This is a genomic window from Sphingobacterium sp. HJSM2_6, assembly GCF_049316305.1.
Taxonomy (GTDB): Bacteria; Bacteroidota; Bacteroidia; order Sphingobacteriales; family Sphingobacteriaceae; genus Sphingobacterium.
The window spans coordinates 234151-249752 of the sequence record NZ_JBMOXB010000002.1; the positions used below are offsets into that span (position 1 = coordinate 234151).

Genomic DNA, 15602 nt, shown 5'->3' on the forward strand with positions numbered 1-15602 from the left:
TATGATTAGAAAATCGATTTTATCCTCAATATTATTAGCGGGATTACTTTCAACTGATACCCAAGCTCAAAATTCCTATCAAGTGAATTCAGACCAATGGTCATTTACAGATGCATTGGGTAGAAAAGCGGTGGAACATTCAAAAGCAGGTAAGAAAAAAGGAGATAAAGTAGTAGCTATGTTTTATTGGACATGGCATCAAGGAAATGATGATACCACCTATCAAGTTAAAAATGTGACCAATATTGTCCGCGAGTTTCCGGAGGCAATGAAGGATTATAACCACCCAGGATGGGGAACTAAGAAACCTGGTTTTTTCTTTTGGGAAGAACCGTTATTTGGTTACTATAAAACAACAGATACCTGGGTATTGCGTAAGCATGCAGAAATGTTGGCAGATGCAGGTGTAGATGTGGTATTCTTTGATTGTACGAATGGAAGTTTAACTTGGCAAGAGTCTTATGAAGCCTTATTGAAAACATGGGATCAAGCACAGAAAGATGGAGTAAAAGTCCCTAAAATTGCTTTTATGTTACCTTTTGGACCTGTACCTCATTCCGCAGTTTCATTAAGACAATTGTATAAAGATCTTTATCAGCCAGGTCGTTATAAAAACCTGTGGTTTAATTGGAAAGGTAAACCATGTATTATGGCTTATCCAGATAATTTAGAGAAATCAGGTGTGGATCAAGAAATAGCTAATTTCTTTACGTTTAGACCTGGGCAACCGGATTATGTGGATGGACCTAAGCGCAAGGATCATTGGGCATGGTTGGAAAATTATCCTCAACACGGTTATGTAGATGATGGAAATGGAAAATTTGAACAAGTATCCGTAGGGGTAGCGCAAAATGCAGGACCCTCAACAAATGGACACTGTTCAGCATTTAACTTACCTGGTACCTATGGAAGAAGCTTCAGTATGGTTAATGGTTTCGATCCTCGTGTAGATGGTTATTTATACGGTTGGAATTTTCAAGAACAATGGAATCGTGCATATGAATTAGATCCGGAATTGGTGTTTGTTACGGGTTGGAACGAATATATTGCTGGACAATGGTTACCTGAGCATAATTGGACGGGAGATCCATTCTCTTTTGTGGATCAATACGATTGGGATCATAGTCGAGATATCGAACCGAATAAAGGTTGGGGAGATAAGGGTGATGTGTATTATCAACAGTTAATCGATAATGTAAGAAAATTCAAAGGCATGGATCCTATGGATGCTGTGTCTGGTCCTAAGACTATTACTCTCGGTAAAATAACGGATTGGAATGCTGTACAACCTTATTACCAACATTATAAAGGTAATACAATGCATCGGGATCATCGAGGACGTTATAGCGAATACTACACCAATAAAACCGGTAGAAATGATATTATTGGCGCTAAAGTCGCTAGGGATCAAAAACAAGTTTATTTTTATGTAGAAACAGCCAATAAGTTAAGTTCTTCAACGGACCGCAACTGGATGATGCTTTTTATTGATATAGATAGAAATAAAAAAACCGGTTGGAATGGATATGATTTTATTATTAATCGTCAAAGTCCTCAAAGTAACAAAGTAATCGTAGAAAAGAATGTGGGTAACCGTTGGGAATGGACTAAGGCCGGTTTAGGAACAATGAGCTTAACGAATAATAAATTAGAATTGGCTATTGCAAAACAAATTTTCAATCTAACTGGCGAACATTTAGATATTGAGTTTAAGTGGAGTGATAATATGCAGGAGAATGGAAACATAATGGACTTCTATGTCAATGGTGATGTTGCACCTGGAGGAAGATTTAATTTTGTATACAAAACTAATTAGCATTGAAACAGAATTAAGTTATGAATTTATTTAAGCTCCAACACCTTGGTCCATTGAATATTAAAAAATATATTTTAATAATTATCGCTTTCTGTTCTTATTCTTTTCAGGTATTTGGTCAAGAAGCATTTAAACCATTCCCTTATAAAATTGCCATCATTGGAAATCCAGCTAATCCAGATATTCGATATGACGATAGTCAAATGAAGGCATTGAAAGATTTGGGATTTAATATGTTACAAATAAATATTGCCTGGGGTGCTAGACCTGCTGATGAGCCTCTCAATTTAGAAGATGTCTTGTATGTTGAAGGTAAAGGTAGAGGATCTAAAGAGCGTATTGCAGAACGATTAGCGGAGCTGAAGTCTAGGGTAAAGATTGCAAAAAAATGGGGTATGCGGACCGTTTTTCATTTTGGAGCTCCCAATGTGGATTCCCTGTACCGGGTTTTGATGCCTGAATTGATTGATAAAGTAACCGAATTGAATAGTATTTCAAATCCGAAGATAGTCGATCATTATGTCGCACTTTTAAAGCGCTTGCATCAGGAAGTACCAGACCTAGATGATATTCAATTGTATACTTTTGATCAAGAGGCTTGGATAGGGAGTGAGTTTGGGAACAGTAAATTCGATAAAGATGTACCGCTGCATGAACGAGTGACACCATTCGTAAAGACAATGACTGAAACTTGGGGGAAACTACAACCCAAAGGAATGTTATGGTGGGAGCCTTGGGAAATGTCTGCAGGTCAAATTTATGCTTGTATTCCTAATCTACCCCGTAAAAACTTTGGTTTCTTTTTACACTCGAATATTGCTGAAGTACAATTGTCTAGACCTGTAGACGTATGGTTTAGAAATATGGTCAATATTTTAAAAAAGGAACAAATTCCAGTTGTTGGAGAATTATTCTTAGCGAGTGCAAACGAAGAGGTAGAGCCAATGCAACATATTCCAGCTCCCCGATTGGTATTTGAACAATTGGAGGCCATGTACTCTTTAAAAGACTTAGTTGGAGTAAAGGAATATTTCGGATTATTACCGGATAGTTATGATCCGAGTTTATTGATGGCCGGTATGAAGTTGAAGAATCCTAACCTAACGTTAAAGGATGGATTAAATCAACTGGCTACACCTTATGGAACTGCTAAAAATGATATGTTGACCGCCTGGGAAAATATTTCGCAAGGATTGCAGCTTTTCCCGTGGGATGCCACTTGGCGGTTTCGCTATCTTCCAAAAGCGGTTGCTGGTGTCCATGTATTTCACAAATGGGATAAGGCTTGGATATCAGGAGCTGTTGCTCCTTCCCCTAGTTGGAAATCTACCAGAAGAAGCTTATTCATGATCACTGAAGAAGAAGTCTTAGACCCGTGGTTTTATGAAGATATTGAATTGCGCGCTAAAGAGGCCGCAGATCAATTTGTATTAGCAAAATCAAATCTGGAAAAAGCATTAAGTCAACTGAAGAATGATCCTGCGAAAAGTGAATATGTAAAAAAATCGATTCAGGATGTAGCTACTTTTGAACAGGTGATGCGTGCCATACAAGTGTATTGTAGGGAGGTGAATCTAGTTTTTTTGATGCGGAAATATGTAGAGAAACAAGAAAATATTCCAACGGATTTGTTGAGGCGTTTTCGGGAAATTATGGAGTTAGATATCAAAAATCAAGAAAAAGGGTATATGACCAATGAACCTGGTGAAAAAACAGCTAAAGAGATGCTTACACTGTTTAATAGTGATCCAGTAAATTGGGTTAAGAATTATTTAAAACCGTAAAAATCGGAAAGAGGGAATCTATTGATTCCAAAACAATATAATAAAAATAGATATGAGAAAAGATTGGAAGTCATTGTTGTTTTTAGGTTCTTTAGCTTTAGGCTTAGAAACTCATGCACAAAGCATTACTGCAATAGATGATTTAGGCCGAGTATTGCCAGCTTATCATGAAGTAGGAGCTAAAAAGACAGGTAAACAAGTAGGTATTTTTTACTTTTTATGGCAAGGTCATGCAGGATCACCTACATCAGAGAGAAATTGGGATTTAAGTAAATTATATCAATATCATCCGGAAGTATTTCTTGATTTTCATCATCCCAACTGGGGAGGAGGATCAGCAGGAGCAGGCAAGTACTATTTCTGGGGAGAACCTATCTATGGATACTACCGCGGAGATGATTTTTGGGTGCACCACCGAAACATGCAATTATTAGCTGATGCTCAGGTTGACTTTTTAGTCTTGGATGCAACAAATAGGCTCACCTATGCGAAAGAGACTCGCGTCTTGATGAATGCCATGATGGAGCTTCGTAAACAAGGTAAGCCTGCCCCTAAATTGATCTTTTATACCAATACACAATCTGGCGAAGCCATGCAGGATATATACGATACGTTTTATGCTCCTGAAGCCAAAGATAAAATGCCTGACAATTGGTATTATTTAGAAGGTAAGCCTTTGATTATCGGCTTATCTAAAGAAGCTAAAGGAAAAAACTATGAAAAGTTTTTTACGATTCGCGAATCCCAATGGCCTAATGAACCTGAAAAAGTGGATGGTTGGCCGTGGATAGAATTTCAAAGACCACAAAACGTTTATAAAAACCATAAAGGTGAGCGTGAAATTGTGAATGTTTCTGCATCACAGCACCCTAATTTAACGGCATCTATGGGAGGCTCCGCATTCTATGGTAAAGCAGGAAACTGGGGTAGAAGCTTCCGTAATAACAATCCTGGAAATCCAACAAAGGAAGTGGCATATGGTTATAATATCCAGGAGCAATGGGATTTTGCATTAAGCCAGGATGTACCTTTTATTTTTATTACAGGATGGAATGAATGGATTGCAGGAAAATGGTCTAGGGAGAATTTAGATAAGAATGAAGCGCATTTTGTCGATCAAGCAAATGCAGAATATAGTAGAGATATTGAACCATCTTGGACTGATGGATTAAAAGATAGCTACTACCTGCAAATGATTGGTAACATAAGAAAATATAAAGGAACGGATGCTATACAATCAGTAAAAAGAGGAACCGCATTGCCAGCACTTACTGCATGGGCAAATATTCCAACTCTTTATAAAGATTATGTGGGAGATATTCAAAAGAGAAATAATCCAGGTGCGCAATCAGAGCCAAAAGTTATTTATACCAATGAGTCAGGTAGAAATGATCTACACGAGCTAAAACTAGCTTCCTCAGCAAATGAATTGGCGTTCTATGTGAACACGGCAAATACCTTATCCGAACGTACTGGAAAAAATTGGATGACTCTTTGGATTAATACCGATGAAAACTATCAGTCAGGATGGAATGGATACGACTATCGTGTAGTGCAAGGCGAGCGTTTACAACGCTATGTTCAGGGAGCTTGGCAAGATATTCAGAAGATAAAATTTGAAAGCAACAACAATGAATTGGTTGTTAAAATACCTTACCAATTAATTGCATTGCCGTCAGATGTATTTACCATTGAATTTAAATGGTCGGATAATATGATGAAGGATGACCCATTAGATTGGTACATCAACGGAGATACTGCACCAGGGGCAAGATTAAATCTTTCTGTCAAGGTTGTTAAGTAAATTAGGTTAAGTAAAAAAAAGAAAGCAGACCAATTGGTCTGCTTTTTCTATTTTATTTTTTTGATCTTACCGAAGATCTACTAGTTCCATACCTGGGAATTTATTCTTTTCGTACACAAAATGACTATCAGCAATTTGATGATTTACATACAGTGTTTGGATGGTATAAGTATATTTTGCTCCAGACTTATCAAAGATGGCAACATCATGAATATGTTTATTTTTATTGATTCGGACTTTAATTTTAAAATAATTACTCTTAGAATCAATTGGAGATAATTCCACCACATTCATTTTCCCAGCCTTATCTACAGTCTCATCATCCATGCTGATGTATTTATACCCTTTACGATAGAATGTGAAAATATTATTAGGACCGATACTTTGATCATTGTTTTCCGCATCAGTAACTTGAATTTCCTTATCTTCCTTCAAAACAGACCATACAGATTTTCCATCAGATATTAATTCCTGAGCAGGCAACACGATATGGTAATTTTGCTTGGCTTTGTTTAGAAATAATTGTCCCTTATCCGAATAGGATTCTCCTTGTGCATTGGTCGCTTTAAAGGTAAAATCAGATTGAATAGTTTTATAACTATCGTATTTCTTGGAAACCTCATCCAATAGATTTTTAGCAAAGTTATCCTGAGCATATAGGGAACTTATTGAAAATAAGGCAACCCATACATAAATTAATTTTTTCATCATTAATGATTTTTTCTTAACGTTTCTAAAAACTGTTCTAAAGAATATTCATCGGGGTAGAGCACCTCACGGGCTTTACTTCCTTCAAAAGGACCTACAATACCTGCAGCTTCCAATTGATCTATGATTCTTCCAGCGCGGTTATAACCTAATTTTAATTTACGCTGTATTAATGATGTTGAACCTTGTTGATGCATGACTATTAATCGAGCAGCTTCCTCAAACAATTGATCTCGGCTATCCATATCAAAATCGGCAATTTCACCGCCTTCGCCATTCGGATCGATATATTCTGGTAAGTAATGAGCAGAAGGATATCCACGTTGAGAGCCAATGTAATCTGATATCTGATCGACCTCTGGAGTATCCACAAAAGCACATTGAATCCGTATCAAATCACTACCAGTAGATAAAAGCATATCCCCACGTCCAATCAGTTGATCTGCACCACCACTATCTAAGATGGTTCTTGAATCTACTTTAGACAATACCCTAAATGCTAAACGCGCCGGGAAGTTTGCTTTAATAGTACCTGTAATGATATTGACAGAAGGACGTTGTGTAGCAATTACCAAGTGTATACCTACTGCACGGGCTAATTGTGCCAAACGTGCAATGGGAGTTTCCACTTCCTTTCCAGCAGTCATCATCAAATCGGCAAATTCATCAATAATAAGAACTATAAACGGTAAGAATCGATGACCCTCCTCAGGGTTTAATCTGCGATTGATAAATTTTACATTATATTCCTTTAAATTCCTTACCTGAGCATTTTTTAACAGATCATAACGTTGATCCATTTCAATACACAGCGAATTTAAGGTGTTAATTACTTTTTTAGTATCCGTGATAATGGCTTCATCCTCATTCGGCAATTTTGCTAAAAAGTGTCTTTCTATTTTTTTGAATAATGAAAGCTCCACTTTTTTAGGGTCAACCAACACAAATTTTAGTTCGGCAGGATGTTTTTTGAATAAGAGGGATGTTAAAATGGCGTTGATACCTACAGATTTACCTTGACCTGTCGCACCAGCGACCAGTAAGTGTGGCATTTTTGCTAAGTCAGCTATATAAACCTCATTCGATATGGTTTTACCCAATGCAATAGGCAGGTCCATATCAGTCTTCTGATATTTCTCTGTGGCTAATATAGAGCGCATAGAAACCATTTCTGGAGTACTACTTGGTACCTCAATACCAATTGTACCTTTTCCTGGCATAGGAGCGATAATTCGAATCCCTAATGCGGCTAAGCTTAGTGCGATATCATCCTCTAAGTTTTTGATTTTAGAAATACGTACCCCCGGTTTAGGGATAATTTCATACAAAGTAACAGTAGGACCAATTGTCGCTTTGATGTGTTCAATCTCAATGCTATAATTTCTTAGGGTCTCAACAATCCTATTTTTATTAGCCTCTAATTCTTGCTGATTAATGGTGATTTTTCCTGTGCCATAATCTTTCAGTAAATCAAGACTAGGATATTGGTAACCCGATAGATCTAATTTAGGATCATATAAACCAAACTTTTCAACCAAATCATTAGCCGAAATAGGTTTTTCCTCGATAGGTTTCTGAACCACAAAATCAGGTTCTACCTTTTCTTGAACTATCGCTACCGGAGGAATGGTCTCTTCAATACTAAAAGCAATTTCTTGTTCAGAAACATGAGAACTTTTGGGTTCAGGATTTCTTATTTGATTTACTTGTAGCGGGATATTCAGCAAATTTTCCTCTTCCTCTGTTAACTGTTCGTCTTCTTCTTCAACAAGGTTTTCAGGTTCCTCACGATGCGAGTAAGTATGGGTAGCAATAGCTGTTTTTACACTATTTATTTTATTTACTGCACTCATATTCGTCAGGTCTTCATCTTCTTCCTCATCCTCAGTATCCTCATCCAGTTGATTCTTTTTAGACATGATTGATAACTTCAAATCAAAATTATAAATCAATACCAAAGCCGTAAGCACGATGAAAATTAATAGTCCTGCCGTTCCAATCGTACCAATTTGAGATTTTAATATTTGATTAGTCCAAAAACCGAATTTCCCTTCTAAAATATGTGGAGTGTCCGCGATAAAATCCTGAATAAAACCAAAGGTTACAGATAGTAATATAATGGATATAAATGCATATAAAACGGTATTCCAAACAGGAAGTATGGATCGTTTATACAGCAGTTTATATCCCAATACAAACAGTACAATGATAAAAAGGAAGGAGGCCACCCCAAACCATTCGTAAATAAATTGATTCGCTAATAGTGCACCGAATTTTCCCAATTTATTTTCAACCATGGGTATATCCAGGGTATCATCCTGAAGCTCATCCGTTGTTTTTAACAAGTTGCTCCAACTTCCATTACTTTGAGCGATGTAACTTTGATCTGCTTTCCAGGTAAAAAGGTAGGAAACAAATGCCACAGCAAATAACCCTGCTAATAAAAGCAAAAACAATCCAACGATCTTGAGTGCCTTGCGTTGGCCCTCCGAAAAGTTGATTTGATCAATGGACTTTGATTTAATTCTTTTTTGATAGGATAAAGTCGTGTTTTTCGTCTTTTTACTCCCTACAGATCCGCTACTATTCTTAAATGTGTTTAATTTTGCCATGCAAATGAGGCTATTTTTCTTAGTACAAACTTAAAAAAAACTTTCATGATTCCTATTAACCTCCTAGGCACAATGAAGCACTCCAGTAGACATCATGTTCATAACTTCCTATAAATGTATCCTTCATAGCCAAACTATTGATTTGATTTTTTCTATTTGTAGCAATAAGTTCTCCAAACTCGTTATAGCAAGTGATTTATTTTGGAATTTAATAGAGGTATGAAATCAACGAAGAAAAGTCTATTCAGCTATATCCTGGTTATTGGTCTATGGTTTATGGGAAGTTGTCAAAAAGATATGGATGAGTTTCAAAATACAGATCGAGGTAATTATGCAGGATTAGCTTGTTTTAACGGGCTGTCGATGAGCAATTCGTTAAATATGAAAATCGATGAAAAGTTTTATAGCTCTGAAATAGATGATTTTCCTGCGGGTTCTTATATTCCGTATCGCACCATTTTCCCAGGTGTTCGAACGATTAGTTTACAGGCGAAATATGCGAACTCCTTCCTATTTAAGGGGCCTATGAGTTTTGAAGCCAATAAATTGTATTCCATATTTTTTTATGGAGCTAATCAAGCTAAATATTTGTTGTCGCAGGACGACTTATCCTTTCCGAAGGAAAATGAATGTAAAATTCGAATTGTAAATTTAATTGAAGAGAAGGGCTTAAAATTATCGATTAGTAATGCTGTGAAGACTGAGAGCCAAAGCTTGAACGTGGAAGTTACTGATTTCAAAACCGAAGCGTTAGGCACACTTACTTTTTCTACGAGCCTGATCAATGAGGAATTGCCAGAATTAAATTTTACCCTATCACCGCTAAATAAAGGTATTTACACCATTTGCTTATATGTACAAACCAATCCTATAAATCAGCAAAAAACATATAAATATGAGGTAATTAAATACTAAAAGAATAAGTTATTATCCATATAAAAAGCCTCCATAACGTACGTTATGGAGGCTTTTTATATATATTTAAATACTAAGATACAGTGATGAGGTAATAGTTTTTCTTTCCTCGCTGAGCAATCAAATAACGATCATTAATTAAAGAATGCGCATTAATGCTAGCCTCAATATCTGTCAATTTTTCTCTGTTTAAAGAAACGCCACCCCCTTGCAACATTTTTCTAGCTTCACCTTTAGAGGCAAACACTTGCGTATCTACAGCTAATAGATCTAGAATATGAATTCCAGCATTTAATTTCTCTTTGGCAAGTTCAAACTGAGGAACGCCATCAAAAACTTCCAAGACTTCCTCGTGATTCAAGTTCGCTAAAAAGGATAAGTCGCCATTGCCGAATAAAAATTCAGAGGTCTTCACGGCAGTTTCGTAATCCTGTTCTGAATGCGTTCGAATAGTGATATCTTTGGCTAACGCTTTTTGTACTAAACGTAAATGCGGGGCAGTATCATGTTCTGCAATTATAGCTTCAATTTCTTCTTTCGGTTTTAACGTAAATATTCGGATCCAGTTTTTACTATCCTCATCGGAGGCATTTAACCAAAATTGGTAAAACTTATAGGGCGATGTTTTTTTACGATCTAACCAAACAGCTCCAGATTCCGTTTTTCCAAACTTTTGACCATCAGATTTTTTAATCAATTGAGTGGTAATCGCGTATGCCGTACCTTGATCCTGTCTTCTGATGAGTTCACTTCCGGTTACAATATTCCCCCATTGATCCGATCCACCCATTTGAACTTTACAATTGTGGTGTTTCCACAAATAATAAAAATCATAACCTTGAATCAATTGGTAAGTAAATTCGGTGAACGATAAACCATTTTCTCCTTCCAAGCGTTTCTTTACAGAATCTTTGGACATCATATAGTTTACTGTAATCAATTTGCCAATGTCACGAATGAAGTCTAAGAATCTGAAATCTTTAAACCAATCGTAATTATTTACCATTTTAGCATCTGTAGCACCTTCTCCAAATGTTAAAAATTTTGCTAACTGATTTTTTAAAGCTTCAACATTGAATTGTAGTGTGGCTTCATCCAATAGATTGCGTTCGGCCGATTTGAAGGAAGGGTCTCCGATCATGCCCGTTGCACCACCCACTAATGCTACAGGTTTGTGACCTGCTTGTTGAAAATGGATTAAGGTCATGATTTGAGTTAAATGACCAACATGTAGGGAATCGCCTGTCGGATCAAAGCCAATATAGCCTGCTACCTGCTCTTTATTCAACAAATCTTCTGTCCCTGGCATGATATCTTGAAGCATGCCTCTCCAGCGCAGTTCTTCTACAAAGTTCATAATATACCCTTAAGTTTTTTATTTAAGATTGCAAAGATAATAGTTTATAGTGTATCTTACAGATAATTTCTTGGGATATTGGGTGATATATGAATTTTCTTTCGCATTTTTATTTTGAACGGTTTGCCATTCATTCTCAACGGTTAGTCGGGGCATTGTTGCCAGATTTACTCAAAAACGTCGATAAATCCTATACTTTTCATCCACAGAAATCAGAAGAAATACTTTTTGCAAACCCCAAAACTAGGCAGATAAGTGAGGGATGGTATAGGCATGTAGAAGTAGATAAACTATTTCATGGAAGCGAATTTTTCTTAGAACACTGCCATCAATTGCGATTGCAGTTACAAAAGCCATTAGCAGGTTTACCTATTCGACCATCCTTTATGGCACACATTGCTATAGAACTGCTATTAGATCACTTACTTATTGAACAAGAATTGGTCAATGTCTCTCGATTGTATGAACATTTAGAACATGCCGATAGAAATAGTATTAGAAGTTACCTAAAAACAATTGCTGTACCCGATATAGAGGCATTTATGAAGTTTTATGAAGATTTTATTTCCTGGAAATACATCTTTGAATACAAGGATATCAATGCCATTTCAAAACCCTTGTTTAATATAGCTAAGCGCATATGGCAATTTGAAACCAATGCTGACCAGCGCATGGAACTCACTCAAGTTTTAATAGACTATAAAGCCAAAGAATTGCAGAATTTTAAAGTTATCTACGCATATATTCAGGATAACATGACATATTTGTCGTAATTTTTTTCACATTTGTACCATCATCCAATAAAATTGACTCAAAATGGCGAATAGACTTTTCCGTAAGAAGAGTGTTGATCAAATCCTTGCAGATGCTGAACATGGTGGATCTGGATTGGCAAAAATATTAGGCGTTCGGGATTTAGTATCCTTAGGAATTGCAGCGATTGTAGGAGCAGGGATATTTAGTACAATTGGTTTAGCCAGTTACAATGGCGGTCCTGCGGTATCCTTATTATTTGTTTTTGTCGCGTTTGCTTGTGTTTTCACGGCATTATCTTATGCGCAATTTGCAAGTACAGTTCCCGTGTCCGGAAGTGCCTATACCTATGCGTATGTTGCTTTTGGAGAACTCTTTGCATGGATTATTGGCTGGGCACTCGTGTTAGAATATGCCGTGTCCAATATGGTTGTTGCCATATCCTGGTCTCAATATTTTGTATCCATGTTAGAGGGCTTTGGCATTCATTTACCCAAATGGATGACTATGGCTCCCGGTTATGCATTAGATGCACAGCAGAAATTTCTGGAAGTCGGTCTCGATAAGATGGAAAACATTGACAGGATTGCCTTGCAAGCTTATCAAACAGCACCCCGCATTGCTGATGTTCCCATTCTCTTCGATGCACCTGCAGGATTAATTACTGTACTCGTTACCTGGCTAGTATACATTGGTATTAAAGAATCTAGGAAGGCGAGTAATATCATGGTGATCATAAAAATCGGTATTATTCTAGCCGTTATTTTAGGAGGGATATTTTTTGTTAAACCTGAAAACTGGACTCCATTTGCGCCTAATGGTATGTCGGGGGTGATGAGTGGGGTAGCTGCGGTATTTTTTGCCTTTATCGGTTTTGACTCCATCTCTACAACGGCAGAAGAATGCAAAAATCCACAAAGGGATCTTCCTAAAGCGATGATTTATTGTTTGTTGATTTGTGCTGTATTGTACGTAGCGATTACCTTAGTCCTTACGGGTATGGTAAATTATAAAGAATTAAATGTGAAAGATCCTTTAGCTTATGTATTTGAATACGTAGGTTTCGACCATATGGCGGGCATTATTTCTGTTACATCCGTCATTGCGATTACATCCGCTTTACTTGTTTTTCAATTAGCTCAACCAAGGATATGGATGACTATGAGTCGAGATGGTTTATTATGGAAAAAATTTGCTACCATCCATCCAAAATATAAGACACCTTCCTTTGCAACCATTGTTACAGGTTTTGTAGTGGCTATTCCTGCCTTGTTTTTCAAAATGGATTTCTTTGTCGATTTAACTTCTGTAGGAACGTTCTTCGCCTTTATTTTGGTTTGTTGTGGTGTTTTATATATGGATTACTCAGGGATATCTAAAAAGTCCAAATTTAAAGTGCCATACATCAATGGTAAGTATATCGTTGGAATCAGTTTTATTATCGGAGTTTACATCGCATTAACCTATGGGGAGGAGAACCTAGCCGATTGGTTAACAATGGGTTCTTCGGCCATTTTATTACATAAGTCCTTATTGATTATTTTTTGGATCGTTTGGTTAATTGTTAGTGTATTAAGTTTTAAATATAATTTTTCTTTATTGCCAGTCACTGGAATTTTGATAAATCTATATTTAATGACCGAACTTGGAGCTAGTAATTGGATTATATTTGTGTTGTGGCTATTAGTAGGTTTAGTAATTTACTTTGCTTATGGGTATAGAAACTCCAAATTGCGTTCTATTTCCTAAAGTAAAATATGATAAGAAGAAAAGCTTGATTCTCGAAAGAGTTTCAAGCTTTTTTTATATCTTGTAATTCTGACATTTAAACCTATAGAACCTTAAGCTTTCCCTATGTTCATGCGATTATTTAAAGTTATTACAAGTAAATACCTATTTGTCTTTGCCTTATGTGCTGTTCTTCATATTGCGCTATTAACTGCGCAAACCATTCATTTTCCTAGCAGCAAAGTGGTACAAAAGGAAGGCATTACATCATTTTCTATTGATGGAAAAGATTATCCGCCTTATGCATATATGTCCTATTTGGGTGAGCCAAAATTTTATCAAGAAATAGCCCAGCAAGGGTTACATATTTATAATATCCCAGCATACTTGGGCGATCGAGGAATCAATTCTACTTCTGGAATTAAGCCTTTTCGCGCTGCTATTTGGCAAAAGAAGGGGCCACATGATTTTTCCAGTATTACCACTGATTTTGAAGCTATTTTAAGCGTAGATCCAAATGCAAAGGTGATTTTAAGACTTCATCTGGATCCCCCAACATGGTGGGAGGAACAAAACCCAGGGAATTCCGCTATGCAACCCGACGGGAGTACTTATCGGTTTAGCTTATTCTCAGAAAATTGGCGCAAAGATGCTAGTGAGGTTTTAAAACAATGTATACATTGGTTAAATGATTCCAAATATGCTAATCATTTGATTGGAATTCATGTTGCAGCAGGATTTACGGAAGAATGGTTTTATCATTATAAGGATAAGTTTCACGATTTAAATCCAATCCGTACCCAACATTTTAGACATTGGTTAAAAAGTTTGTATAAAACAAATAAAGCTTTGCAAGAGTCTTGGAATAATGATCAGGTTACTTTTCAAAATGCGGAATTGGCAAACATCAGTGGAGAATGGATAGAAAATCGCTGGAGGGATTTAGCGAAGGAGATGAACTATTACGATACATTTCGTTTTCAAGCAGAAAATATGGTCGACCATATCATTCATTTCTGTAAACTAGTTAAAAAAGAAAGTCATCGGCATTTGTTAACTGGAGCTTTCTATGGGTATCATAATTTTGTGCAAGATCCTCGACGTGGGCATGGTGCACTGTATCAATTATTACAATGTAAAGATTTAGACTATTTATCAAGTCCAAATGATTATAATCGTCAAACAGGTGTAGATTGGTTACCGATGGCCGCTGTTCATTCGGTTCATTTACATGGTAAATTGTGGATGACGGAAAATGACACAAGAACTTCAATAACTACCTTGTTGAAAGATAGGGCTCCTCACATAAGTCCGGGCGAAGGATTTTATGTCGATGGCGTATGGTTAGGTCCTGAATCTATGGAAATTTCTGAATCTTTCTTGTGGAAAAACCTCGGCAGGATGCTTGCTTATGGCTATGGCGGTTGGTGGTTTGATATGTGGGGTGGATGGTTTAGTGATCCACGCTTATTACATGTAATACAGTCGGGCCAACAATTTCATCAGGAAAATAAGAGGGATGACTTTTCAAATATGGATGCTGATTTCGCTGTTTTTGTTGATGAGAAGCTTGCTTTTCGGGATGCATCATTCGGCGGCTTAAGCGGTCAATTACTCAGTAATCGCTATGAATTAGGGAAATTAGGAGCTCCCTATGACTTATATTTACGGGAAGATTTAGAACAGAAAAAGCCAAAGAAATATCAAATTGTTTGGTTATTAGGAATATTGGATTTGACTCCATCTGAACAGGATTGGATTAAGCAATTTGTACAAGCTGGCGGAACGGTGCTTCATACCGATCATCAAGAAACGGTTAAGTACCATAAAGACTCAAAAAATGAAGTTTTTCAGGATAAAAGACTTTGGAATGCAACGGAATTAGCGGCTTTGCGTCAATCGTTGGGACTGCATCAATATATACAAGCGGGTGATGTTTTTTATGCCGGAAATGGTTGGCTTTGTTTACATGCCACCGCAGGAGGGGAGAAGACCATTCATTTACCTTTTAAAGCTACCATCAAGGATGCTATTTCAGGAACAACTGTTGTTCAGCATTCCAAGGAATTTAAAAGTTATTTGAAGCCTGGAGAAACTAAATTGTGGAGAATCCAATAACATTAAG

At 36.8% G+C, this 15602-nt stretch carries 10 protein-coding genes; 7 read left to right on the forward strand and 3 right to left on the reverse strand.

Annotation, left to right across the window (positions count from 1 at the left end; all coding sequences use genetic code 11):
* Position 1 precedes the first annotated feature (1 nt).
* Genes ACFRAE_RS03530 through ACFRAE_RS03540 form a run of 3 tightly spaced genes read left to right on the forward strand, consistent with a single transcriptional unit; the run spans position 2 to position 5404 of the window.
* Complete coding sequence (locus ACFRAE_RS03530; RefSeq protein WP_422795733.1) at positions 2-1816, forward strand: hypothetical protein; 1815 nt, start codon at positions 2-4, stop codon at positions 1814-1816.
* 20 nt (positions 1817-1836) lie between these two features.
* Positions 1837-3600, forward strand: coding sequence for a hypothetical protein (locus ACFRAE_RS03535; RefSeq protein ID WP_422795734.1), 1764 nt, complete (start codon positions 1837-1839; stop codon positions 3598-3600).
* Positions 3601-3652: 52 nt separating this feature from the next.
* On the forward strand, positions 3653-5404 hold the full coding sequence (locus ACFRAE_RS03540; RefSeq protein WP_422795735.1) for a hypothetical protein: 1752 nt from the start codon (positions 3653-3655) through the stop codon (positions 5402-5404).
* A 66-nt stretch (positions 5405-5470) separates the two neighbouring features.
* Here the strand turns inward: ACFRAE_RS03540 and ACFRAE_RS03545 are convergent, their stop codons facing one another.
* Together ACFRAE_RS03545 and ACFRAE_RS03550 are read right to left on the reverse strand one after the other, a co-directional pair.
* On the reverse strand, positions 5471-6115 hold the full coding sequence (locus tag ACFRAE_RS03545; protein ID WP_422795736.1) for a LolA family protein: 645 nt from the start codon (positions 6113-6115) through the stop codon (positions 5471-5473).
* The gene (locus tag ACFRAE_RS03550) at positions 6115-8724 is read right to left on the reverse strand and encodes a DNA translocase FtsK 4TM domain-containing protein (protein WP_422795737.1); all 2610 of its coding nucleotides are present in this window, start codon (positions 8722-8724) and stop codon (positions 6115-6117) included. The genes ACFRAE_RS03545 and ACFRAE_RS03550 overlap by 1 nt, the downstream gene beginning before the upstream one ends.
* Before the next feature lie 219 nt (positions 8725-8943).
* Between ACFRAE_RS03550 and ACFRAE_RS03555 the strand changes: the two genes are divergently transcribed.
* Positions 8944-9639, forward strand: coding sequence for a hypothetical protein (locus ACFRAE_RS03555; RefSeq protein ID WP_422795738.1), 696 nt, complete (start codon positions 8944-8946; stop codon positions 9637-9639).
* Positions 9640-9712: 73 nt separating this feature from the next.
* Here the strand turns inward: ACFRAE_RS03555 and tyrS are convergent, their stop codons facing one another.
* Complete coding sequence (tyrS, locus tag ACFRAE_RS03560) at positions 9713-10996, reverse strand: tyrosine--tRNA ligase (protein WP_422795739.1); 1284 nt, start codon at positions 10994-10996, stop codon at positions 9713-9715.
* Between the two features lie 89 nt (positions 10997-11085).
* On the opposite strand from tyrS, the gene ACFRAE_RS03565 reads away from it, so the two are divergent.
* The 3 genes from ACFRAE_RS03565 (at position 11086) to ACFRAE_RS03575 (ending at position 15595) form a co-directional block, all read left to right on the forward strand.
* On the forward strand, positions 11086-11769 hold the full coding sequence (locus ACFRAE_RS03565; RefSeq protein ID WP_422795740.1) for a hypothetical protein: 684 nt from the start codon (positions 11086-11088) through the stop codon (positions 11767-11769).
* A gap of 43 nt (positions 11770-11812) precedes the next feature.
* Complete coding sequence (locus ACFRAE_RS03570) at positions 11813-13498, forward strand: amino acid permease (protein ID WP_422795741.1); 1686 nt, start codon at positions 11813-11815, stop codon at positions 13496-13498.
* 111 nt (positions 13499-13609) lie between these two features.
* Positions 13610-15595: a hypothetical protein gene (locus ACFRAE_RS03575; protein ID WP_422795742.1), complete on the forward strand. Its 1986-nt coding sequence runs from the start codon at positions 13610-13612 to the stop codon at positions 15593-15595.
* The last annotated feature ends 7 nt before the right edge of the window (positions 15596-15602 follow it).